Source organism: Xanthomonas sp. WHRI 1810A (assembly GCF_040202885.1).
Classification (GTDB): domain Bacteria; phylum Pseudomonadota; class Gammaproteobacteria; order Pseudomonadales; family Pseudomonadaceae; genus Aquipseudomonas.
This window is the reverse complement of the sequence record NZ_JBEGED010000007.1, coordinates 240,122-262,955: the sequence shown is the minus strand read 5'-3', so window position 1 is coordinate 262,955 and position 22,834 is coordinate 240,122. Positions and strand designations below refer to the sequence as shown.

At 59.6% G+C, this 22,834-nt stretch carries 20 protein-coding genes; 9 read left to right on the top strand and 11 right to left on the bottom strand.

The genetic code is table 11. The features are described 5' to 3' along the window. Nucleotides 1–17 precede the first annotated feature (17 nt). The 8 genes from ABQX22_RS13090 to ABQX22_RS13055 form a co-directional block, all read right to left on the bottom strand. Complete coding sequence (locus ABQX22_RS13090; protein ID WP_349800114.1) at nt 18–836, bottom strand: phosphoglycolate phosphatase; 819 nt, start codon at nt 834–836, stop codon at nt 18–20. Continuing rightward, nucleotides 833–1,507, bottom strand: a complete 675-nt coding sequence (gene rpe, locus ABQX22_RS13085) for a ribulose-phosphate 3-epimerase (RefSeq protein ID WP_349800112.1) — start codon at nt 1,505–1,507, stop codon at nt 833–835. Before rpe ends, ABQX22_RS13090 begins: the two co-directional genes overlap by 4 nt. A gap of 208 nt (nt 1,508–1,715) precedes the next feature. After that, the gene (locus tag ABQX22_RS13080) at nt 1,716–2,540 is read right to left on the bottom strand and encodes an ABC transporter permease (RefSeq protein WP_349800110.1); all 825 of its coding nucleotides are present in this window, start codon (nt 2,538–2,540) and stop codon (nt 1,716–1,718) included. A gap of 11 nt (nt 2,541–2,551) precedes the next feature. Then, nucleotides 2,552–3,799: an ABC transporter permease gene (locus ABQX22_RS13075; protein WP_349800108.1), complete on the bottom strand. Its 1,248-nt coding sequence runs from the start codon at nt 3,797–3,799 to the stop codon at nt 2,552–2,554. A gap of 101 nt (nt 3,800–3,900) precedes the next feature. Then, nucleotides 3,901–4,932, bottom strand: coding sequence for an ABC transporter substrate-binding protein (locus ABQX22_RS13070; protein ID WP_349800106.1), 1,032 nt, complete (start codon nt 4,930–4,932; stop codon nt 3,901–3,903). 96 nt (nt 4,933–5,028) lie between these two features. Further along, entirely contained in the window at nt 5,029–6,153 is a 1,125-nt protein-coding gene (locus tag ABQX22_RS13065; protein ID WP_349800104.1) for an ABC transporter ATP-binding protein, read from the bottom strand. A 294-nt stretch (nt 6,154–6,447) separates the two neighbouring features. After that, nucleotides 6,448–7,077, bottom strand: a complete 630-nt coding sequence (locus ABQX22_RS13060) for a response regulator transcription factor (protein WP_349800103.1) — start codon at nt 7,075–7,077, stop codon at nt 6,448–6,450. Beyond that, nucleotides 7,074–9,137, bottom strand: a complete 2,064-nt coding sequence (locus ABQX22_RS13055) for a PAS domain-containing sensor histidine kinase (protein ID WP_349800101.1) — start codon at nt 9,135–9,137, stop codon at nt 7,074–7,076. Before ABQX22_RS13055 ends, ABQX22_RS13060 begins: the two co-directional genes overlap by 4 nt. A gap of 155 nt (nt 9,138–9,292) precedes the next feature. On the opposite strand from ABQX22_RS13055, the gene ABQX22_RS13050 reads away from it, so the two are divergent. Beyond that, nucleotides 9,293–10,279 (top strand): alpha/beta hydrolase family protein, encoded by a 987-nt coding sequence (locus tag ABQX22_RS13050; protein WP_349800099.1) that lies wholly within the window; start codon nt 9,293–9,295, stop codon nt 10,277–10,279. A 3-nt stretch (nt 10,280–10,282) separates the two neighbouring features. Here the strand turns inward: ABQX22_RS13050 and ABQX22_RS13045 are convergent, their stop codons facing one another. The 3 genes from ABQX22_RS13045 to ABQX22_RS13035 are packed head-to-tail and all read right to left on the bottom strand — an operon-like array spanning nt 10,283 to nt 12,799. After that, nucleotides 10,283–11,056, bottom strand: coding sequence for a TerB family tellurite resistance protein (locus tag ABQX22_RS13045; RefSeq protein WP_349800097.1), 774 nt, complete (start codon nt 11,054–11,056; stop codon nt 10,283–10,285). Beyond that, on the bottom strand, nt 11,057–11,725 hold the full coding sequence (gene murU / locus ABQX22_RS13040) for an N-acetylmuramate alpha-1-phosphate uridylyltransferase MurU (protein ID WP_349800095.1): 669 nt from the start codon (nt 11,723–11,725) through the stop codon (nt 11,057–11,059). 60 nt (nt 11,726–11,785) lie between these two features. After that, a complete protein-coding gene (locus ABQX22_RS13035) occupies nt 11,786–12,799 on the bottom strand; it encodes an aminoglycoside phosphotransferase family protein (RefSeq protein ID WP_349800093.1) in 1,014 nt (337 codons plus the stop codon). Nucleotides 12,800–12,994: 195 nt separating this feature from the next. Here ABQX22_RS13035 and ABQX22_RS13030 point away from each other — a divergent pair, with 195 nt between their 5' ends. From ABQX22_RS13030 to ABQX22_RS12995, 8 genes are all read left to right on the top strand, one after another. Continuing rightward, nucleotides 12,995–15,697: an LPS-assembly protein LptD gene (locus ABQX22_RS13030; RefSeq protein WP_349800091.1), complete on the top strand. Its 2,703-nt coding sequence runs from the start codon at nt 12,995–12,997 to the stop codon at nt 15,695–15,697. Next, nucleotides 15,678–17,000, top strand: coding sequence for a peptidylprolyl isomerase SurA (gene surA / locus ABQX22_RS13025; protein ID WP_349800089.1), 1,323 nt, complete (start codon nt 15,678–15,680; stop codon nt 16,998–17,000). Before ABQX22_RS13030 ends, surA begins: the two co-directional genes overlap by 20 nt. Beyond that, the gene (gene pdxA / locus ABQX22_RS13020; RefSeq protein ID WP_349800088.1) at nt 16,997–17,983 is read left to right on the top strand and encodes a 4-hydroxythreonine-4-phosphate dehydrogenase PdxA; all 987 of its coding nucleotides are present in this window, start codon (nt 16,997–16,999) and stop codon (nt 17,981–17,983) included. The genes surA and pdxA overlap by 4 nt, the downstream gene beginning before the upstream one ends. Continuing rightward, complete coding sequence (gene rsmA, locus ABQX22_RS13015) at nt 17,983–18,789, top strand: 16S rRNA (adenine(1518)-N(6)/adenine(1519)-N(6))-dimethyltransferase RsmA (RefSeq protein WP_349800086.1); 807 nt, start codon at nt 17,983–17,985, stop codon at nt 18,787–18,789. The genes pdxA and rsmA overlap by 1 nt, the downstream gene beginning before the upstream one ends. Nucleotides 18,790–18,906: 117 nt before the next feature. After that, nucleotides 18,907–19,287: a Co2+/Mg2+ efflux protein ApaG gene (apaG, locus tag ABQX22_RS13010; RefSeq protein ID WP_349800084.1), complete on the top strand. Its 381-nt coding sequence runs from the start codon at nt 18,907–18,909 to the stop codon at nt 19,285–19,287. Beyond that, complete coding sequence (locus ABQX22_RS13005) at nt 19,287–20,168, top strand: symmetrical bis(5'-nucleosyl)-tetraphosphatase (protein ID WP_349800082.1); 882 nt, start codon at nt 19,287–19,289, stop codon at nt 20,166–20,168. Before apaG ends, ABQX22_RS13005 begins: the two co-directional genes overlap by 1 nt. Before the next feature lie 57 nt (nt 20,169–20,225). Then, a complete protein-coding gene (gene glpE / locus ABQX22_RS13000) occupies nt 20,226–20,546 on the top strand; it encodes a thiosulfate sulfurtransferase GlpE (protein WP_349800080.1) in 321 nt (106 codons plus the stop codon). Between the two features lie 289 nt (nt 20,547–20,835). Next, complete coding sequence (locus ABQX22_RS12995; protein ID WP_349800079.1) at nt 20,836–22,758, top strand: PrkA family serine protein kinase; 1,923 nt, start codon at nt 20,836–20,838, stop codon at nt 22,756–22,758. Nucleotides 22,759–22,834: the final 76 nt, after the last annotated feature.

Below are 22,834 nucleotides of genomic sequence, written 5' to 3'. Positions count from 1 at the left end.
GTCCGGCCAGATTCAAGTCAGGCGCGCCAACGCCAGCGGGCCAGGGCCTTCATGACTTTCATCCAGAGTTTGCGAGTGACCACCACGATGGATTCTCTAACGGAGGGGGATTGAACGTGGGGCAACGTTATCTCAGCGCCAAAATCTAAGCAACCGGGAATCAATTTGCGCAAATCGTCGATCACCAGGGCGGGCATTTCCTCGGCAATCGGGCGTCCGTGGTTGTAGCCGTAGCTCAGTGCCACACACGCCACACCGGCCGCTTTTGCCGCCTGGACATCGTTGCGCGAGTCGCCCACGAACAACGATTGCGAACCTGGCGCGTTGGCCATTTTCATCACAAAAAACAGTGCTGCCGGATCAGGCTTCTGCTGTGGCAGCGTGTCGCCGCCAACTATCCAGCGAAAGAACCGCCCCAGCTTCAACTCATCGAGCAACGGCGCGACAAAACGCTCCGGCTTGTTGGTGATCAGGGCCATCTCCACGCCATTCTTCTGCAGCCACTTCAGGGTCTCGCGCACGCCGGGGTAAACCCGGGTCAGCGCGTGGCTCCCACCGTAAGCCTCCATGAAGATCGCCAATGCGGCGTCCGTGGATGCTTCGTCGACGTTCGAGTGGTCCAGGTCGTTGGCCAGTGCACGGCGTACCAGCACGCGCACGCCGTTGCCGATCCAGTCACGCACCCGCTCGATACCGGCCGCCGGGCGACCGAGCGCCAGCAGGGTTTTATCCACAGCTGCCGCCAGATCGGGCACCGAGTCGACCAGTGTGCCGTCCAGATCAAACATGATCAGTTTGGGCAGACGACCCGGGAACAGCTGCTCGAAGCCACTCATGCGCGGGACAACGCGAGTTCTGCACGCATGTTGTCGATGACTTCTTTGTAGTCCGGCGCATTGAAGATCGCCGAACCGGCGACAAACGTGTCGGCGCCAGCCAGAGCGATTTCGCGGATGTTATTGACGTTGACGCCGCCGTCGATCTCCAGGCGGATGTCGTGACCGGAGGCATCGATCAGCGCCCGGGCTTCACGCAGCTTGTTGAGGGTGCCGGGGATGAACTTCTGCCCGCCAAAGCCTGGGTTAACGCTCATGAGCAGGATCATGTCGACCTTGTCCATGACGTATTCCAGCAGGTTCAAGGGGGTGGCCGGGTTGAACACCAGGCCCGCCTTGCAACCGCCTTCGCGGATCAACTGCAGCGAGCGGTCGATGTGCTGGGTCGCTTCGGGGTGAAAGGTGATGTAGGTCGCGCCGGCTTCGATGAAGTCGCCGATGATGCGATCAACCGGGCTGACCATCAGGTGCACGTCGATCGGTGCGATGATGCCGTATTTGCGCAGTGCCGAGCAGACCATCGGACCGATGGTCAGGTTGGGCACGTAGTGATTGTCCATGACGTCGAAATGGACAGTGTCGGCCCCGGCAGCGAGGACGTTGTCGACTTCCTGGCCCAGGCGGGCGAAGTCAGCGGAAAGAATCGACGGAGCAATGACGAAGGGCTGCATGACGCACCTTTTTTGAGCGAAATCACGGTGGCGCGCATTGTACTCCAAGGGATTGGAATGGGGTTGGGTGGCGGATGAATGCGGGGGTTCTGATCCTGGGCCAACGCTGGATCGGGAAACAGCTTCGCGGGCAAGCGCGCTCCTACAGGAAATGTGTTGCCCCCTGTAGGAGTGAGCTTGCTCGCGATAGCAATCGCTCAGGCGCTGATCACTCCACCGCCGTACGCAATTTCTCGCTACGCCCCCGCAACCACTCCAGGGTCAACAGCAGGACCACCGAGAACAGGATCAACAGCGTGGCCGCTGCAGCGATTGTAGGGCTGAGGTTTTCGCGGATGCCGCTGAACATCTGACGAGGCAAGGTCGCCTGCTCGGGGCCCGCCAGAAACAGCGTCACCACTACTTCATCGAAGGAGGTGGCAAAGGCGAACAGCGCACCGGAAATAACCCCTGGTGCAATCAACGGCAATGTCACCCGGCGAAACGCGGTCACCGGCGACGCGCCCAGGCTCGCGGCAGCACGGACCAGGTTGTAGTTGAAACCCTGCAGCGTGGCCGACACGGTGATGATCACGAACGGCACACCCAGTACAGCGTGCACCAGAATCAGCGAAATATAACTGTTGCCCAGCCCCAGCGGCGCGAAGAACAGATAGCTGGAGACACCGACGATCACCACCGGCACCACCATCGGCGAAATCACCAACGCCATGACCAGCGACTTGCCGGGGAAATTGCTGCGCGTCAGGCCGATGGCCGCCAGCGTGCCAAAGCTCATCGCCAGCACCGTCGCAGCCGGCGCGACGATCACGCTGTTTTTCAGCGCGCGCATCCACTCCGCCGAACCGAAGAAATCCTGATACCAGTGCAGCGAAAACCCTTGCAGGGGATAGACCAGAAAACTCCCAGAATTGAACGACAGCGGGATGATCACCAGCACCGGCAGCACCAGAAACAGCAACACCAGCCCGCAGACGATGCGCAGCGCGTAATGCCAGACCCGCTCGATAGGCGAGGAATAGGGACTCAACATGATGACGCTCCTCAGCTCAATCGCAGGCGGCTGGCGCCGACCAGCCAGCTATAAATCAGATACAGCACGACGGTGGCCAGCAACAGCAAACCGCCCAGCGCCGTGGCCATGCCCCAGTTGATGCTGGTGTTGGTGTAGAACGCGACGAAGTAGCTGACCATTTGATCGTTCGGGCTGCCGAGCAACGCCGGGGTGATGTAGTAGCCAATCGACAGGATGAACACCAGCAAACAGCCCGCGCCAATGCCGGCATAGGTTTGCGGGAAATACACCCGCCAGAAACTGGCGAACGGATGACAGCCCAGGGAAATCGCCGCCCGCATGTAGGTCGGCGAGATGCCCTTCATGACGCTGTAGATCGGCAGGATCATGAACGGCAGCATGATGTGAACCATGGAGATGTAAACGCCGACCCGGTTGAACACCAGCTCCAGCGGTTTATCGATGATGCCCATGGCCATCAGCGCGCCATTGATCAAGCCACTGGATTGCAGCAACACGATCCAGGCCGCGACCCGTACCAGAATCGAGGTCCAGAACGGCAGCAGCACCAGAATCATCAGCAGGTTGCTTTGCCGCGCGGGCAGGCTGGCCAGCAAATAAGCGAGCGGGTACGCCAGCAGCAGGCAGATCACGGTGATCACCAGCCCCATCCAGAACGTACGCGCGAAGATGTCGAGGTAGATCGCCTGATCCGGCGTGGTGGGTGCCAGTTCGCCGAGGTCATCGATGCGATGATCAACGGCGGCCAGCAGGTAATAGGGGGTGTAACTCGAGGTGTTGCGGCGGATCGCCTGCCAGTACGCCGGATCACCCCAGCGTTCGTCGAGGGACTCCAGCGCTTCCTTATAGGAAGCGGGCTCTTCCTTGAACGGTAATGCACGTGCGGTTTTCGCCAGCAGGCTGCGATAACCGGCCAGCTCCATGTTCAGACGCTTGGACAGATCGCCCAGGGTCTGATTCTTGCGGGTTTCGGCCAGGTCCAGGCTCAGCGCCTTATAGACCGACTCGCTGGGCAACCCCTTGCCATCCCATTTCGCCACTTCCACCACGGTCAGCGGCATACCGCCCACCACTTCCGGGTTGTTGACGCTCTTGTAGAGCAGCGCGGCGATGGGCACCAGAAACACCAGCAACAGGAAGATGGCCAGCGGCGCGATCAACGCCTGCGCCTTCCAGCGGTTGACGCGCTCGGCTCGGGCCAGGCGTTGCTTCAAGGTGGGGCTGGCGCCTTCAGTCAGGGGCACGGCGATGGCCATAACGAACTCCGAAATCTTCGAACAAAGAGTGCGTTTCCTGCCGTTGACCGAACAGGAAACGCACCCGGATCTAACTCAACCTGAAACGCTTACCGGCGGGCTTACTTGGCTGCCCAGGAGTTGAAGCGCTGTTCAAGGTTTTCGCCATAGTCAGCCCAGAACTTCACGTCGATCTGCACCTGATCCTTGATGTTCTCTTCGGTGGTCGGCATGTTTTTCAGGGTGTCGGCGCTCAGCAGCTTGACCGCTTCCTTGTTGGCCGGGCCGTAAGCGATGTTCTCGGAGTAGGTCTTTTGCTGGGCAGGCGCGAGCGTGAAGGCGATGAACTTCCTGGCTTCGGCGGCGTTCTTCGCGCCTTTTGGAATAGCCCAGGCGTCGAAGTCATACACGCCGCCGGTCCACACCACTTTCAGGTTGCTTTCCTTTTGCACGGCAGCGATGCGGCCGTTGTAGGCCGAACTCATGACCACGTCGCCAGACTGCAGATACTGCGGCGGTTGAGCGCCCGCTTCCCACCACTGGATGCTTGGCTTGAGCTTGTCGAGCATCTTGAATGCGCGGTCCTGACCTTCTTTGGTGGCCAGCACTTTGTAGACGTCCTTCGGCGCTACGCCATCGGCCATCAGCGCGAATTCCAGCGTGTATTTGGCGCCCTTGCGCAGGCCGCGCTTGCCGGGGAATTTCTCGGTGTTCCAGAAATCGGCCCAGCCGGTCGGCGCAGATTTCAGCTTGTCAGCGTTGTAGGCCAAGACCGTGGACCACACGAAAAAGCCAACGCCGCAGGTCTGGATGGCGCCCGGCACGTAGTCATCACTTTTGCCGAGCATGGCCGGATCGAGCTCTTCAAACATGTCTTCGTCGCAGCCGCGAGACAGTTCCGGCGATTCGACTTCGACCAGGTCCCAGGTCACGCTCTTGGTGTCGACCATGGCTTTGACCTTGGCCATCTCGCCGTTGTATTCGCCGGCGATGATCTTGCCGCTGCCGGCCTTTTCCCACGGTGCATAAAACGCCTTTTCCTGAGCGGCCTTGTTGGCGCCGCCAAAGGAAATGACGGTCAGGTCAGCCGCCATGGCCTGCGCTGCGCACATCATGCCCAGCGTGATGGCGGTGAGTTTCAATGTCTTGAGCATGTGCTGTTCTCTCCACGAGCGGTGTTGGTCAAGCGTTAGGGGGCGATGTTTTCGCCTCTGGGTGGTTCTGCTTTATTGCTGACTGCAGCGGTTGAATCAGTGCGTTTCCTGCAACGGGTCCAGCGCGCGGGCGTGCTCGACCTGCCATCCAATCGGCACCACATCGCCCACGCTCAGACCCGGGTCAAGCTCAGCGATGGGCTGTTTGACGAAGAAATCGGTTTTGCCCGCCACCTCCAGACGCACACGTACGTGGTCGCCCAGGTAGATGAATTCCGCGACGCGCCCGGAAAAACGGTTCACACAGCTTTCGCTGCGGCCGTTGAGGTTCACGCGCTCGGGCCGGATCGACAGCGTCACCGCATCGCCTGTCTGGCCGACGTTGACCGCCAACGCTTCAACCTTTTCGCCGCGCGCCAGACTGACCACGCATCGCTCGCCGTCGTGGCTGAGCAATGTGCCGTTGATGCGGTTGTTTTCACCGATGAAGTTGGCGACGAAGGTGTTTTTCGGCTCTTCGTACAGGGTGCGCGGCGGCGCGATCTGCTGGATTTCGCCCTGATGGAACACTGCTACGCGGTCGGACATGGTCAGCGCTTCGCCCTGATCGTGGGTCACGTAGACCACGGTCACACCAAGACGCTGATGGATGTGCTTGATCTCCATCTGCATGTGCTCGCGCAGTTGCTTGTCGAGGGCGCCGAGGGGTTCATCCATCAGGACCAGTTGTGGCTCGAACACCAACGCGCGGGCCAGTGCCACCCGTTGCTGCTGGCCACCGGAGAGTTGAGCAGGATAGCGGTGGGCAAACGTGACGAGCTGCACCATGTCCAGCGCACGCTTGACCTTCTCGCTGACATCGGTCTTGCTCATGCCGCGCACCGACAGCGGGAACGCCAGGTTTTCGGCAACGGTCATGTGCGGGAACAGCGCGTAGTTCTGAAACACCATGCCGATGTCGCGTTTGTGCGGCGGCACGTTGTTGATCGAGCGGCCGGCCAACAGGATGTCGCCGGCAGTGGGCGTCTCAAAACCTGCGAGCATCATCAGGCTGGTGGTCTTGCCAGAGCCGGACGGCCCGAGCAGGGTGAGGAACTCGCCTTTGCGAATGTCCAGGTTGAGGTCTTTGACGATCAGCGACTCGCCGTCGTAGCTTTTTTGAACGCCACGAAAGCTGACCAGAACATCGTTCGCCCCAGCGCTTGAATCGACATTGCTCATTTCCCACACCTTTGCTTAATCAACCGTGGGATAGAGCCTAGATTAGCCTGAAGCCCACGCAAATCGGGGCGTAGGAGATATTCGCCTAAGGGGGGTGGAAGGATCGGGGTAGGGATTGCCCTACAAGGATGGCGGGGATGGGTATGGCTCAATCGGGCTAATCATTGCCTGGAATAAAAGCCTTCGCGGGCAAGCGCGCTCCTACAAGGGGTCGCGGTGTCCTGTAGGAGCGCGCTTGCCCGCGATGACGCCAGGAAGAACACCGCAAAGCGTCGTTTTCAGGCACGCCAGCGATCAGACCAACTTATGCTCCATCGCATATTTCACCAACTCGGCCAGCGACGTGACTTTCAGCTTCTGCATCAGCCGGGCTTTGTGGGTGCTGATGGTCTTGCCGCTCAAGGCCAGTTGCTGGGCGATGTCATTAACGTTCGCCCCCTGGGCCAGACGCTCGAACACTGAGAACTCCCGCTCCGACAACAGTGAATGCAGCGGCCGGTTATCGGTCAGCCCGACCTCGAACACCATGCGATCCGCCAGGTCCGGGTCGATGTAACGCCCGCCGGCGGCCACGCGCCGAATCGCCGTCAGCAGCAGCGCGGGGTCGCTGTCTTTGGTCGCGTAGCCCGCTGCCCCCACTTTCAGGGCCCGCGCGGCCATTTGCGCTTCGTCGTGCATCGACAGCACCAGAATGGCCGGCGCGTTGTGCAGCGCACGAATCCGCGGGATCGCCTCCAATCCGTTGACGCCCGGCATTGAAATGTCCAGCAGCACCACTTCGCACGTCACGTGACGCAAGGTTTCAAGCAGTTGCTCGCCGTTGCTGGCCTCTCCGACCACCAGCAGGTCCTTGGCCAGGCCGATCAACTGCTTGATGCCCTCGCGCACAATGGTGTGGTCTTCCGCGACCAATACACGAATCACTTCACTTGCTCCTGATTGACCTGGTCCAGCGGGATGTAGACGCGCAAGGTTGTGCCCTCCCCCAGTACGCTGTCCAGCTGCAATCGTCCGCCCATGATCAGTACCCGCTCGCGCATCCCGACGAGGCCGAACGACACTGGCCGAGCGGCGTCCTGCTGGAAACCGCGACCGTCGTCGGCGATGGTCATGCACAGCATGGCGTCCTCCAGGCGCAGTTGCAGCTCCACGGTGTGCGCCTCGGCATGACGCATCACATTGGTCAGCGCTTCCTGCAGGATCCGGAACAGCCCGATAGCGGTGGCATCCGACAGCGGTGGAAGATTGTCCGGGACCTCCACCAGGCAAGGGATTTGTGTGCGTGCCTCGAAGCGACGGGCCTGCCATTCGATGGCCGACGCAATGCCGGCATCAAGAATCGGCGGACGCAACGCCGTCGCAACGTCGCGCACCAACTGGAAGAGCTGAGCGATCAGGCGCTTCATACTGTTCAGGCGATCACGCAGTCCAGGGTCCAGATCAGCGTAGGCCAATTCGCACATAGATGTTTCCAGCTTGAGCACGGTCAGCATCTGACCCAGCTCGTCGTGAACCTCCCTGGCAATGCGGGCCTTTTCCTCTTCCCTCACGGTTTCAAGGTGAGCCGACAACTCACGCAGCTGCTCGGCAAGCCCCTGCAGCCGCGACTCGCTCTCTTGCAGCGCGGCCAGGGAGCGACGCCGTTCGGTGACGTCGGTGATGAACACCACCAGGTATTCCGCTTCGCGAAAGCGCAGAAAACTCAAGGACACCGCAGCGGGCAAGAGGCTGCCGTCAGCCCGGATGCAATTGCTTTCGAAGGTCTGCGCAGCCTCGTCCGTGGAGCGCGCGCGCCGCCAGAGGTTAAGCCAGCGATCCATGTTCAGGCCCGGTTCGAAGTCGATCAACGGCCTGTCGACCACGCCTCCGGCCGGGTAGCCGAGCATGCTTTCAGCCGCCTGATTGGCATAGCGCACGTGACTGTCCCAGTTAACCCAGAGAATCCCCACGGTGCTCTGATCGATGGAAAACTGTGCCAGGCGCAAGGCTTCTTCCCCGACCTGACGCTGGGTAATGTCCTCGCGAGCCGCCAGCAATTCCCTCTCCAGCACGTGTTGCTGACGCCGCTGCCCGACAACGATGGCGATGCAGGCCGCCGACACCAGCAATAAGAGCAGCGTGAGGTTTTGCCACAGACCGGGGGACTCGCTCAACTGCGGGTATTTGGGTTGCAGCCACTGCGCATGCACCTGCTCGAAATCCTTGGCCGTGATTGCGCTCAATGCGCGGCTGATAATCTCGGCCAGTTGCGGCAGGTCTCGACGGGATGCGACACGCAGCAGTTGCGGGAAGCCCACATCGCCGACCACCGCCAGCCCGGCGAACTCGCCTTCGCGGGACAGGCGGCTGAGCTGGGCCTCGTCGATCACCGCGTACCTGGCCTGCTGACTGAGCAGTAACTGCAAGGCCTGTCGCTCCAGCGGCACACCCTGCAGATTGAGGTGCGTGTAATTGGCGCGCAGGTAATCGGCGGTCAGGCTCGGCATGCGCACGGCAACGCGGGTGCGCGAGTCGAGTTTTTCAAGGTCTACGGCGCCGGTGCCGTCCCGCTCGCCCACCACCAGCTGGGGCACGCGCATGTACGGATCGGAAAACAGCCACAGCCGCAGGCTTGCCGGCGTCTGGGTCAGGCCGGGCGCAAAGTCGATGTCGCCTCTGACCAACGCCTCCTCCAGCGCGGACTGATCGGGATAACTGCGCCACAGCAGCTCGGTCTGAAGGGTCTTCGCCAACAGGTTCACGACATCGACGTTGGCACCTGAGAACAACTGTGCGCGCCGATCGAACTGCGCGTAGGGCGCCTGCAATACGATGCCGACACGCAACGGGCCGCGCTGGCTCAGCCACTCGCGCTGGGGGCTGGTCAGTGGGTCCGACGCCGCACTCTGCGCCATGACTGACAGCGGTGCGACGACCAACACCAGGACCATCAAGAGCCATCGCCAGCCGCCGATAACCCGAAAGTGAAGTGCGCGAATGATCAACGTGGCATGTCCATGGTTTGCATCCTTCTACTGATCATTCGGCGTGCGCTTTCCCTGTTGGTGATGGCGCATGGGGGCATGGCCAGGCGCACACCTGACAAACACTGATCAACCCTTTAGGCTGCCGAGACTGTTTTCGGCTTTTGGAATATCCGATGTCCTACACCCTCCGCGCAATGGTTCCTGCGATCGGCCTGACGCTAATACTACCGTTTGCGCAGCCGCTTCTGGCAGCCGACGAGCCTGCGCCCAGCAAAGATGCACCTGCAGCTGAAGCACCGGTGGAACGTGCGGCGTTTCCTTCCCGCAGTCAGGAAGATGCCCTGGCGCTGGAACGACAGTTACCCCAAGCCGAACAACAGCAGTTGCAGGCCGGGGACGAGAGCTTTCTGGCGCTGTGGAAACCGGCGAACATCGACAGCCCCAAAGGCGCCGTAATCGTGATCCCCGGCGCAGGGGAAAACGCAGACTGGCCCAACGCGGTCGGTCCGCTGCGCCGCAAGTTACCCGATGTAGGCTGGTCCAGCCTGAGCCTGACGATGCCCGATGCGCTGGAGGACGGCGTTGTTGCACGCGCCCCCGACGCCGAACCTGCCGCAGCCAACCCTGACGCAGACGCTGACAAGGCGAAACCCAAGGATACGCCGGTGGATCCGGCTGCCGCCGCAGAAGCTGAAGCGGCCGCCACTGCTGCCCGCGCCGCCGCCGACGCCGAGCAGGCAAAAGCCGTTGCGGAGCGCATTTTCGCTCGCATCGAAAGTGCCGTGGCGTTTGCACAACAGAATAAGGCGCGCAGTATCGTGCTGATCGGCCACGGCAGCGGCGCGTATTGGGCAGCACGGTACATGGGTGAGAAAGCGTCGCCCGCCGTGCAGAAACTGGTGATGGTAACGGCGCAGGACACAGGGCGAGACACGCCGTCGTTACTGGAGATACTCCCGACCCTGAAGGTCGCGACGGCGGACTTTGTTGAGAAGGATCGCCCCGTCGCAAGCAAACAGGCGCAGGCGCGGCTGGACGCCAGCAAACGAGTGAAAGGCGGCAAATTCACCCAGATCACGCTCAACGCGATTCCGGGCAATTCCGCCGCCGATCAGGAACAACTGGCCCGGCGCGTGCGAGGATGGCTCGAAAGCCAGTAGGCGCTACCGAAACCCGCGCCGATCACGGATCAACGTGTAGGCGCTGTGCAACTCACGGGTGCGCTCGCCGGCATCGCGGACCTGGCGCTGACTGGCGCCTGTCCCGGCCACTTTGTCCGGGTGGTGACGGCTCAACAGTAGCCGATACGCGCGTTTTATCTGAGCGGGCTCCGTATCAGCCTTGACCCCCAGCAAACGCAACGCATCCTGGTAGTCATTGCCGCTGCGGGTCACGGAACGTCGTGGCTGCTGATCGTCCTCGCTGCCAGAAAGCGCCTGAACCTTGTCAGCCGGCCAGCCCAGCCACTTGCCCCACAACACGATGAGGTCGCGCTCGGCCCGAGACACCTTGCCGTCGGCCCACGCCATACGCCAACACGCGCGCAACAACCCTTCGGCGGCATGGGGCTGAGTCCTCAAGCGGTACAGGAAATTGTGCAGACGATCACGGCCGTCCTTGCCGCGATTGAACGCTTGAATCGCCCGACGCTGCGCCGGCCCGCTCAAGCCCAGCCGACTCATCTCGACCCGCGCCTGCTGAATATGACCCTCGACCACCCTACCATCACATTTGGCCAACCGCCCCAACAGGATGAAGATCAGCTCGTCATCGCGCGGCACGGCACGGCCCCCCAGCCGCTCGCGCAGGTGAGCCCAACTCTGTAGTTGCAGACGCCTGTCGAGGGCTTGCCCCAGCAAGGCGCCAAGCATCGCGCCCGGAATATCGGCGATTGCATAGCCCAGTCCGCCGCCAATCAGCGTGCATGGCCAGAGCATTTAGCGAGTCACCGCGAGAAGGCGCTCGACGTCGGCCAGTCGTTCATGGGTCCCGACATCCACCCAGCGACCAGTGAAGTGCTCGCCGGTCACCAGCCCTTCGGCCATCGCTTTGCGCAGCAACGGCGCCAGTTTGAATGCGCCGTCCGGGCAGCCCACGAATAGCAGAGGATGCAGCACGCAAATGCCGCTGTAGGTCAGGCGCGGCAAAGTGGCATCGTCTCGCACCTGCCCGCCGACCAAGGCAAAATCACCGTCCGGATGATGCTCAGGGTTGTCGACCAGCACCAAGTGGGCCAGCCCGGTAATGGGCGTGTTCAACGCCGTGAAATCGCAGTCGGTCCAGATGTCTCCGTTGACCACCAGAAATGGCTCGTCACCCAGCAGAGGCAATGCCCGAAAGATGCCGCCGCCGGTCTCCAGCGGCTCGCCTTCCGGGGAGTACTGAATGCGCAGCCCCAGACGCTTGCCGTCTCCGAGGTAGTCTTCGATCTGCTGGCCCAGCCAGGCGTGATTGATCACCACGTCTTCGAAGCCTGTGCTGCGCAACGCGCGCAAGTGGTATTCAATCAACGGAACACCGCCAGCACGAACCAGCGGTTTGGGGGTGTGCAGGGTCAGCGGGCGCAAACGCTCGCCTTTGCCTGCCGCGAGGATCATCGCTTTCATGCAGCCCTCATCAAAACTGTCCTGGTCTTGTTCAATTCAACGTCCTCGTTGTGCAGCTTATTATTTTGCCTGACCAAGACTGGTCAGCAGGTTGCTCAACGCATTGAGTTCGGGTCGGCGCGCCAACACCGCTTCTATATAGGCAAAGAAACGCGGCACATCGGCCAGGTAGCGCGGCTTGCCGTCGCGGTGGCAGATACGCGCAAAAATGCCGATCACTTTCAAATGCCGCTGCACGCCCATCAAATCGCTGGCCCGCAAAAACTCATCGACACTGTCCTGAACGGGAATGCCCAGCTTGCCCGCCTGCGCCCAGTAACCCCTCAGCCAGCCATCAACGCGGGCTTCGGGCCAACTCAAGAACGCATCCTTGAACAAGCAGGTGATGTCATAGGTCACCGGGCCATACACCGCATCCTGAAAATCCAGGACGCCCGGGTTTGGCTCGCTGAGCATCAGATTGCGCGGCATGAAGTCGCGGTGAACCAACACTTTCGGCTGGGCCAACGCACTTTCGATCAACAGATCGCTGACCTGCTGCCAACTGGCTTGCTGCGCCTGGTCAAATTCGATCCCCAAATGGCGTTTCACGTACCACTCTGGAAACAGCTCCAGCTCACGACGCAGCAACGCCACATCGTAGCTGGGCAATGGCGCATCCATCGGCAGCTGCTGATACGCCAGCAACGCGTCGATCGCATCGGCAAACAGCTTATCGGCGTTTTGCTCTTCGATGATATCCAGGTAGGTTTCCCTTCCCAGATCGTTCAACAGAAGGAAGCCCTGATTCAGGTCTTCGGCATAAATTTTCGGAACATTAATGCCTGATCCGCTTAACAAATGAGCGATATCAACGAAGGGTTTGCAGTTTTCCTGGGGGGGTGGTGCATCCATGACAATAAAAGTACGGCCTTCGCCCTCCCAGCGAAAATAACGCCGGAAACTGGCATCGCTACTGGCTGCAGTCAACGTGGCCGGGGGTATCGCGCCCCAATCCTGAGCGGCAAAAAGGACCGGAAGTTGCTCATCGAGCCAAACTTTAAGGCGTTGCAGGCGTACATCTTGATCTGGCATTGCAAGGGTCTCCGACGGCGCTAGCCGTCAAGCGGGTCATGCTTTATTATCCGACATCTTTTTCAGCCCATCGAGAGGCGTGCGGCCCCCCCGCGGGCAGATGGCGCGCAGGAAGCCCGGATTAATAAGATGGCATTGAAATCCCCCTCGTTTCGAAAAAAATTTCCGTTGCTTGTTACCGGCAGTTTGCTGGCCATGCAACCTCTAGCCACCCAGTTCGCGGTGGCGGCAGAACAGTTTGACTGCACGGTATCCGCCGCAGGCTCCTGGGATTGCGCACCAAAAGCAACTGCTGCGCAGTTGCCCCCACGGCCGGTACACAGCACGACCAGTGTCAGCTCCAATGGCACCGTGACGGAATCCGAGACCACTGCCGGTGGCGAAGTCGTGCCCAAAACGACGCTGGTCACCGAGGCCAAAGGCCGCGGACTGCGCTCGCGTAGTGCTGACTACAGCCACCTCGATTGGGTTCCCCGCGCTCAACTGACGCCTGCACAACTGGCCGAAACCGGCCCGTACTGCTCTGGCGCCTACGTCGAGCCGATTCGTCCGGGCATGGATGACAAGACTCCGAAGAACGAGGCCCCGACCTTCATCGGTGCCAAGGCTTCGCGCTACGAGCAGGAAGAGCAGACTGCAACTCTGGCCGGTGACGTTGTCCTGCGTCAGGGCAGCATGCAGCTTCAGGCTCAGGAAGCGTCGCTGCATCAGGCTGAAAACCGTGGCGAGCTGAACGGCGATGTCCGTCTGCGCGACAACGGCGCCCTGATCGTAGGCGACCACGCGGAGGTGCAGCTCGATACCGGTGAAGCCCAGGTCGACAACGCCGAATACGTGCTGCACAAATCCAACGTGCGAGGCAACGCGCTGTACGCAAAACGTGCTGAAAACGCGATCATCCGCTTGAAGGACGGTACGTACACCACGTGCGAACCCAACAGCAACGCCTGGACGATCAAGGGCAACAACATCACCTTGAACCCGGCCACAGGTTTCGGTACGGCGACCAACGCCACGCTTCGGGTCAAAGACATCCCGATCCTGTACACGCCTTACATCTATTTCCCGATCGACGATCGTCGCCAGTCCGGCTTCCTGCCACCTAGCATCAGTGCCAGCAGCGACAGCGGCCTCTCGTTACTCACGCCTTACTACTTCAACCTGGCGCCCAACTACGACGCCACGTTGTACCCCACCTACATGGCCAAGCGCGGCTTGATGATGGAGGGTGAATTCCGCTACCTGACCAAGAGCAGTGAAGGCCAGTTCGGCGGCGGTTTCCTGAACGATGAAGAAGACGAGCGCAAGCTGCAGTCGGACTACACCGACAAGCGCTGGATGATTAATTGGCAGCATCAGGGCGGTCTGGATTCACGCTGGGCAACTCATGTCGATTACACCGACATCAGCGATCCGTACTATTTCCAGGATTTGAAAACCGACCAGGAAGGTCTGGCTACAAACGACTGGATCAATCAGCAAGCTGACTTGACCTACCGTGGCGACAGCTATGTGGCGCGGATGAATGTACAGCGCTACGAGCTGGCCAACGTAACAGATATCACGCCCTATGGTCGCCTGCCCCAACTGACAGTAAACGGCACGCTTCCTTATAACCCGGGCGGCATTAAATTCGATTACGAGGCGGAAGCTGTTCGCTTTGACCGCGACCTGCGAACAGGCGACTACACCAATCAGGATGGCATTGCTGCGCGACGCCTGGATACAAACGTTGCTGGCCTCGCCCGTGCAAACGGCGATCGCCTTAATATAGTTCCCTCCATGAGCCTGCCGTTGACCGCCTCATACGGCTTTGTGACTCCAAAGTTTAAATACGCCTACACCAAGTATGACCTTGATCTTGACGGCACAGGCAAGCAGCAGTTGGGTGGTGAATTCGACCGATCAGTTGACCGCAGCATCCCGATCTTCAGCGTTGACAGCGGCCTGTATTTCGACCGCGACACTCAGTGGTTCGGTAAAAACTATCGCCAGACACTGGAACCGCGCTTGTTCTACTTGTATGTCCCAGAGAAAGACCAGGATGACATCCCGGTCTTCGACTCGGGTGAAACCACGTTCAACTACGCTTCGCTGTTCCGCGACAACCGTTTCGTTGGCGCTGACCGTATCGGCGACGAAAACAAGTTGTCCCTGGGCATCACCAACCGTTGGATAGAGGAAAACGGCTTCGAGCGTCAACGCATCAGTGTAGGTCAGGCGTTGTACTTCGCTGATCGTAAGGTGCAGTTGCCAGGCATCAGCTTTGAAGAACGCGAGGACGCCCAGGCGAACGTTTCCCCCTACGCGCTGGAATACGAATTCCGCTTTAATCGGGACTGGCGTGCATCTTCCGATTTCAACTGGGACCCGGACAGCCGCAGCACTCGTTCCGGCAGTGCGATGCTTCACTATCAGCCTGAAGACAACCCGGGCAAGATCATCAATGCCGGCTACCGCTATCGCAACGATCAGGTCCGTTACGACCAAAATACCGGCAGATGGACTGTGGGCGGGGGTGACTATGTAGGTGCCGACGGCACTGTCATCAAGGACTACTACAAGATCCAGCAGCATGACTTCTCGGTCATCTGGCCAATCGTGCCTCAATGGAGTGCGATCAGCCGCTGGCAGTACGACTACAACCGTAACCGTACCCTCGAAGCCTTTGGTGGTTTTGAATACGACAACTGCTGCTGGAAGCTGCGCCTGATCAACCGTTACTGGGTTGACTACGACGAGTTCAGCCAGGAAGCGCCTGAGAACGAAAAAGGCGACCGCGGCATTTTCCTACAAATTGTGTTGAAGGGACTTGGTGGCGTTGTTGGCCAGAAAGTAGAGAGCTTCCTCGACCAAGGCATCCAAGGTTATCGTGAACGTGAAGACCAAGCTTTCTGATTGTCTGCGCCCCCTGATGTTGGGCGCGTTACTCATCGGTTCTGTCGCGCACGCTGAAGTGCGTTCCATCGACAAGGTGGCGGCCATCGTCGACAACGACGTGGTCATGCAAAGCCAACTGGATCAACGTATCCGTGAGGTGCAGCAAACCATCGCCAAGCGTGGACAGGGCGTACCCCCGCCCAGCGCCCTGCAGTCTCAGGTGCTGGACCGGCTGATCCTGGAAAACCTTCAGCTGCAAATCGGCGAACGCTCCGGCATTCGCATTACAGACGAAGAGCTGAACCAGGCCATCGGCACCATTGCTCAGCGTAACCAGATGAGCGTTGAACAGTTCAAGGCCGCACTGACCCACGACGGCTTGTCGTATCAGAGCGCCCGTGAGCAGGTTCGCCGGGAAATGATCATCAGCCGGGTGCGTCAGCGCCGGGTTGCCGAGCGCATTCAGGTCTCGGACCAGGAAGTGAAAAACTTCCTGGCCTCCGATATGGCCAAGGCGCAGTTTTCCGAAGAGTTTCACCTGGCTAACATCCTGATTCCTACGCCTGACAGCGCATCGTCCGACCAGATTCAGGCAGCCGCTGCCAAAGCGAAAGATGTTTACGGCAAGCTGCAGCAAGGCGCCGATTTCGGTCAGCTCGCCATTGCCTCGTCTGCCAGCGAAAGCGCACTGGAAGGCGGCGACATGGGCTGGCGTAAAGCTGCCCAGTTGCCACCACCGTTCGGGGACATGCTCGGCACCATGCGCGCCGGAGAAGTCACGCCCCCTGCCCGTACGCCGGGTGGCTTCATCATACTCAAATTGCTGGAAAAACGCGGCGGCGAAGGCCAGACCCAGATGCGCGACGAAGTGCATGTGCGTCACATCCTGATCAAACCGAGTGAAATCCGCACTGAAGCTGAAACCAAACTGCTGGCGCAGAAGATCTACGACCGCATCAAGAATGGCGAAGACTTTGCCGAACTGGCCAAGAGTTTCTCGGAAGACCCGGGTTCGGCGCTTAACGGCGGCGACATGAATTGGGTCGATCCTAACTCGCTGGTGCCTGAATTCCGCGAAGTCATGGCAGAGACGCCACAGGGCGAGCTCTCCAAACCATTCAAGACGGCCTACGGCTGGCATGTGCTGGAAGTGCTCGGGCGTCGCGCTACCGACAGCACCAATCAGGCTCGCGAGCAACAGGCTTTGAGCGTGCTGCGTAACCGTAAGTACGATGAAGAGCTGCAAACCTGGTTGCGTCAGATCCGTGACGAAGCCTACGTCGAAATCAAAGTCCCTGGCGCTGACCAGGCTGCGCAGTGAAACCCAAGCGTTTCGCACTGACACCCGGCGAGCCGGCCGGCATTGGTCCTGACCTTTGCCTGTTGCTCGCAGCGCACGCCCAGCCCCACCCCCTGATTGCCATTACCAGCCGCGACTTGCTCTCTGAGCGAGCCGCGCAACTGGGCGTGGCCGTCTCGTTGCTGCCGGTCACCCCGGACGCCTGGCCTGATCTGCCCGCTGCGGCCGGCAGCCTGTATGTCTGGGACACCCCGCTCTCTGCCCCGGTGGTCACTGGCCAGCTGGATAAAGCCAATGGCGCATTCGTCCTGCAAACCCTGACCCGCGCAGGTCAAGGCTGCATGAACGGAGACTTTGCCGGCATGATTACCGCCCCGGTCCACAAGGGCGTGATCAATGAAAGCGGCATCGCGTTTTCGGGCCACACAGAGTTTCTCGCCGAGCTGACGAACACCGCTCAGGTCGTGATGATGTTGGCGACCGGCGACCTGCGCGTGGCATTGGTCACCACGCACCTGCCGCTGCGCGATGTCGCTGACGCCATCACTCCCGATCGCCTTGAACGGGTCATCCGCATCCTGCACGACGACCTGGTCAACAAGTTTGGCATCGCACAGCCGCGTGTTCTGGTCTGCGGCCTGAATCCGCACGCCGGCGAAAGCGGCCACCTGGGCCGCGAAGAAATCGACATCATCGAACCCACATTGGAGCGCCTGCGCAGCGAGGGCCTGGATTTACGTGGCCCGCTGCCTGCCGACACTCTGTTCACCCCCAAATATCTGGAGCACTGCGATGCGGTGCTGGCGATGTACCACGACCAGGGCCTGCCCGTACTCAAGTACAAAGGGTTCGGCGCGGCGGTCAACGTGACCCTTGGCTTGCCAATCATCCGCACCTCAGTCGATCACGGCACCGCGCTGGATCTGGCAGGCAGCGGCAAGATCGACACCGGCAGCCTGAAAGTCGCCCTGGAAACCGCCTATCAGATGGCCGAGACGCATTAATGAGCGAGCAATTTCAACACAAGGCGCGCAAGCGCTTTGGGCAAAACTTCCTGCACGACGCGGGCGTGATCGACAAGATCCTGCGCGCAATCCGTGCCAAGCCTGAGGACCGCCTGCTGGAAATCGGCCCGGGCCAGGGCGCATTGACAGAGGGCCTGCTAAGTAGCACTGCGCAGCTGGATGTTGTGGAACTCGACAAGGACCTGATCCCGATCCTGATGCACCAGTTCGGCAACCTGCCCAACTTCAATCTGCACCAGGGCGACGCCCTGAAGTTCGACTTCACCAGCTTGAATGCCGCACCAGGCACCCTGCGCGTGGTCGGCAACCTCCCGTATAACATCTCGACGCCGCTGATTTTTCATCTTCTGCAAAACAGTGGCTTGATCCGAGACATGCACTTCATGCTGCAGAAAGAAGTGGTGCAACGTCTTGCGGCTACGCCCGGTGGCGGAGATTACGGCCGTCTGTCGATCATGGTTCAGTACCACTGCCGCGTGGAGCATTTGTTCAACGTGGGTCCAGGGGCATTCAATCCGCCCCCGAAAGTCGACTCTGCCATCGTTCGGCTGGTGCCTCATGAGACCCTGCCTTACCCGGCCAAAGACCATCGGGTGCTGGAGCGCGTCGTGCGCGAGGCCTTCAATCAGCGTCGTAAAACCCTGCGCAATACGCTCAAAGCCCTGCTGACCAGTGAGGACATTGCCGACGCTGGAGTGGATGGTGGATTACGTCCGGAGCAACTGGACCTTGCGGCCTTTGTAAGACTGGCCGACAAACTAAGCGACAAGCCAGCTGTCGAGTAAAGGGTCAGGACATGTTCTGCGCAGGACGCATTAGTCGTTTAGCCGCGACATGTCCTAGACTGGTTTGCACCGGGCTTTTTCCGGCTTTTTCCGCTTTCGCTTTTAAGGCCTCTTTGCATGTCCGATCCCCGTTACCAGATCGACGTCAGCGTCGTCACTCGTTTTCTATCAGAACAGTCGCAGCCTGAGCAGAATCGCTTCGCCTTCGCCTACACCGTTACCGTTCACAACACCGGCGAATTGCCCGCCAAGCTGCTGTCCCGACACTGGGTCATTACCGACGGTGATGGCAATGTCGAGGAAGTGCGTGGGGACGGCGTCGTCGGTCAGCAACCGCTGATTCAAGCGGGCCAAAGCCACACGTACAGCAGCGGCACCGTCATGACTACCAAGGTCGGCAACATGCAGGGCGCTTACCAAATGCTCGCAGACGACGGTAAGCGCTTCGACGCCATCATTGCGCCTTTCCGGCTGGCGGTGCCGGGGTCCCTGCACTGATGGCGGTGTATGCCGTCGGTGATCTGCAAGGTTGCCTCGAGCCCCTGAAATGTCTGCTTGCCCATGTGAAGTTCGAACCGGGCAAAGACCAGCTGTGGCTGGTCGGCGATCTGGTCAATCGAGGTCCGCAGTCGCTGGAAACCTTGCGTTTCATCTACGCGATGCGCGACTCGGTCGTGTGCGTACTGGGCAACCACGACCTGCACCTGCTCGCGGCAGGCCGCAACATCGAGCGCCTGAAAAAGGGCGATACGCTGCGGGAAATTCTTGAAGCCCCGGATGCAGACACACTGTTGCAGTGGCTGCGTCAGCAGAAGCTCATGCACTACGATCCGGAGCGCGACATCGCGATGGTGCACGCAGGCATTCCACCACAATGGACGCTGAAAAAAGCGCTGCGCTGTGCTCAGGAAGTGGAAGAAGCGCTGCGTGACGACAACCGGCTTGAGCCTTTCCTCGACGGCATGTACGGCAATGAGCCTGCGAAGTGGGACAAGGATCTAAACGGGGTCACCCGTTTACGGGTCATCACCAACTACTTCACTCGCATGCGTTTCTGTACCAGCGACGGCAAGCTCGACTTCAAAGCCAAAGAAGGCATCGACGCCGCCCCCCCGGGCTACGCGCCCTGGTTCCGCTATAAAGAACGGAAAACCAAAGGCCTGAATATCATTTTTGGTCACTGGGCAGCGCTTGAAGGTCGTTGCGATGAACCGGGCATTTACGCACTGGACACCGGTTGCGTCTGGGGCACCGCCTTATCGATGCTGAACGTCGACACCCTTCAGATGCACCGTTGCGAGTGTGACGACGGGGGCTATGCCGAACCGGGCAAAGTTCGCCAATTGAGCGCGGATGAACAAAACGCGATCAGGCATTAGAATTCACTTTTTCAGGTCTCGACCACCCGGGATCTGCGCGGCCAAGGAGCCTACGCCATGACCGACTTCAAACGAATTGCGCCCGAACAAGCCCAAGCCTTGCGTGAACAGGGCGCCGTGCTGGTTGACGTGCGTGATCAACAGACATTCGCCAGTAACCACATTCCAGACTCCCAACACCTGGACAATCACTCCATCGCAGACTTCATTCGCAACGCCGACCTGGATAAACCCCTCGTCGTAGTGTGCTACCACGGTAATTCCAGCCAGAGCGCTGCGGCTTACCTCGTGGGCCAGGGATTCTCGGACGTCTACAGTCTGGACGGTGGTTTTGAACTGTGGAAAAACACGTTCCCGGCACAAACCGCACAAGGCTGACGGAAAAAATATTTTTCTCCCCGCGATCCCGCGTCCTACGCGGGCTCGCACATCCAACTGACGAACGGCTGCCGTTCGATTGCAAGCATTCCTTCTTTCTCTCTCCGATTCCGAACTATCCTAAGACGCAGGCCATCCGAATCAGGGGAGAGCCGGTACACCGGCGCGCGGGTCATCGGTAGTTACTTTTATGGTGTTCTGGGGGGTAAATAGCCACTGAGTGATCGGTCGCTAGCCAGCATCAACTGACGATCCGCCGCCGGCTCCACGTATCGAGCGAGGTGACGTCATGAGTATTTTTAGCCACTTCCAACAACGCTTTGAATCGACACGCCAGGAAGAGCTCTCGCTACAGGAGTACCTCGAGCTCTGCAAACAGGACCGCAGTGCTTACGCGTCGGCAGCAGAACGTCTTCTGCTGGCCATCGGTGAGCCTGAGTTGTTCGACACTTCGACCAACTCGAGGCTATCAAGAATCTTCTCCAACAAGGTCATTCGGCGCTATCCCGCGTTCGAAGAATTCCACGGCATGGAAGACTGCATCGAGCAAATCGTCTCGTACTTCCGCCACGCCGCTCAGGGCCTCGAAGAGAAGAAACAGATCCTTTACCTGCTCGGCCCGGTAGGCGGTGGTAAATCGTCCCTGGCTGAAAAACTCAAATCGCTGGTCGAAAAAATACCTTTCTACGCCATCAAGGGTTCCCCGGTTTTCGAATCGCCCTTGGGCCTGTTCAAACCCACTGAAGACGGGACGATCCTCGAAGAGGACTACGGCATCCCGCGCCGGTACCTGAACACCATCATGTCGCCTTGGGCGACCAAACGACTGGCTGAATTCGGCGGCGACATCAGCCAGTTCAAGGTGGTGAAGCTGTATCCCTCGATTCTCAACCAGATCGCTGTGGCCAAAACCGAGCCAGGGGATGAGAACAACCAGGACATCTCCGCGCTGGTGGGTAAGGTCGACATCCGCAAACTGGAAGAGTACCCACAGAACGACGCTGACGCTTACAGCTACTCGGGCGCGCTGTGCCGGGCCAACCAGGGCCTGATGGAATTCGTTGAGATGTTCAAGGCACCCATCAAGGTGCTGCACCCGTTGCTGACCGCCACACAGGAAGGCAACTACAACAGTACCGAAGGTCTGGGCGCTATCCCGTTCACCGGTATCTTGCTGGCCCACTCCAACGAATCGGAATGGCACAGCTTCCGCAACAACAAGAACAACGAAGCCTTCATCGACCGTATCTACATCGTGAAGGTGCCGTACTGCTTGCGCGTCAGCGACGAAATCAAAATCTACGACAAGCTGCTGTTCAACAGTTCGCTGTCCAAAGCCCATTGCGCGCCGGATACGTTGAAAATGCTCGCGCAGTTCACGGTGCTGTCGCGGCTCAAAGAGCCGGAAAACTCCAACATCTATTCCAAGATGCGGGTTTACGACGGTGAAAATCTGAAGGATACCGACCCCAAGGCCAAGTCGATTCAGGAATACCGCGACAGCGCGGGCGTCGATGAAGGCATGAACGGTCTGTCCACGCGCTTCGCCTTCAAGATCCTGTCCAAAGTCTTCAACTTCGATCCGCACGAAATCGCCGCCAACCCCGTGCATCTGCTCTACGTGCTGGAGCAGCAGATTGAGCAGGAGCAATTCCAGGCGGAAACCCGTGAACGCTATCTGCGCTTCATCAAAGAGTATCTGGCGCCGCGCTATATCGAGTTCATCGGCAAGGAAATCCAGACGGCGTACCTGGAGTCCTACAGCGAGTACGGCCAGAACATCTTCGACCGTTACGTGCTCTACGCGGACTTCTGGATTCAGGATCAGGAATACCGCGATCCTGAAACCGGGGAAATTCTGAACCGCGTAGCGCTGAACGAAGAACTGGAAAAAATCGAGAAACCGGCCGGTATCAGTAATCCCAAGGATTTCCGTAACGAGATCGTCAACTTCGTGCTGCGCGCCCGCGCCAACAATAACGGCAAGAACCCGACCTGGCTCAGCTACGAGAAGCTGCGGGTAGTGATCGAGAAGAAAATGTTCTCGAACACCGAAGACCTGCTGCCGGTCATCAGTTTCAATGCCAAAGCCAGCAAGGATGATCAGCAAAAGCACAACGACTTCGTCACCCGGATGGTTGAGCGGGGTTACACCGATAAACAGGTACGGCTGCTCTCCGAGTGGTACCTGCGTGTTCGGAAGTCGCAGTAATGCAGCGGTAAGCAATAAGCTTCAAGCGGCAAGCTGGACTGGTCAGCTTTTCGAGTTCGACCGGCTTCAGCTTGAG

Coding starts and splice junctions, on each gene's coding strand:
- ABQX22_RS13090 (WP_349800114.1), bottom strand. CDS start 836: ATGAGTGGCTTCGAGCAGCTGTTCCCGGGTCGTCTGCCCAAACTGATC.
- rpe (WP_349800112.1), bottom strand. CDS start 1,507: ATGCAGCCCTTCGTCATTGCTCCGTCGATTCTTTCCGCTGACTTCGCC.
- ABQX22_RS13080 (WP_349800110.1), bottom strand. CDS start 2,540: ATGTTGAGTCCCTATTCCTCGCCTATCGAGCGGGTCTGGCATTACGCG.
- ABQX22_RS13075 (WP_349800108.1), bottom strand. CDS start 3,799: ATGGCCATCGCCGTGCCCCTGACTGAAGGCGCCAGCCCCACCTTGAAG.
- ABQX22_RS13070 (WP_349800106.1), bottom strand. CDS start 4,932: ATGCTCAAGACATTGAAACTCACCGCCATCACGCTGGGCATGATGTGC.
- ABQX22_RS13065 (WP_349800104.1), bottom strand. CDS start 6,153: ATGAGCAATGTCGATTCAAGCGCTGGGGCGAACGATGTTCTGGTCAGC.
- ABQX22_RS13050 (WP_349800099.1), top strand. CDS start 9,293: ATGTCCTACACCCTCCGCGCAATGGTTCCTGCGATCGGCCTGACGCTA.
- ABQX22_RS13045 (WP_349800097.1), bottom strand. CDS start 11,056: ATGCTCTGGCCATGCACGCTGATTGGCGGCGGACTGGGCTATGCAATC.
- murU (WP_349800095.1), bottom strand. CDS start 11,725: ATGAAAGCGATGATCCTCGCGGCAGGCAAAGGCGAGCGTTTGCGCCCG.
- ABQX22_RS13035 (WP_349800093.1), bottom strand. CDS start 12,799: ATGCCAGATCAAGATGTACGCCTGCAACGCCTTAAAGTTTGGCTCGAT.
- ABQX22_RS13030 (WP_349800091.1), top strand. CDS start 12,995: ATGCAACCTCTAGCCACCCAGTTCGCGGTGGCGGCAGAACAGTTTGAC.
- rsmA (WP_349800086.1), top strand. CDS start 17,983: ATGAGCGAGCAATTTCAACACAAGGCGCGCAAGCGCTTTGGGCAAAAC.
- apaG (WP_349800084.1), top strand. CDS start 18,907: ATGTCCGATCCCCGTTACCAGATCGACGTCAGCGTCGTCACTCGTTTT.
- ABQX22_RS13005 (WP_349800082.1), top strand. CDS start 19,287: ATGGCGGTGTATGCCGTCGGTGATCTGCAAGGTTGCCTCGAGCCCCTG.
- glpE (WP_349800080.1), top strand. CDS start 20,226: ATGACCGACTTCAAACGAATTGCGCCCGAACAAGCCCAAGCCTTGCGT.
- ABQX22_RS12995 (WP_349800079.1), top strand. CDS start 20,836: ATGAGTATTTTTAGCCACTTCCAACAACGCTTTGAATCGACACGCCAG.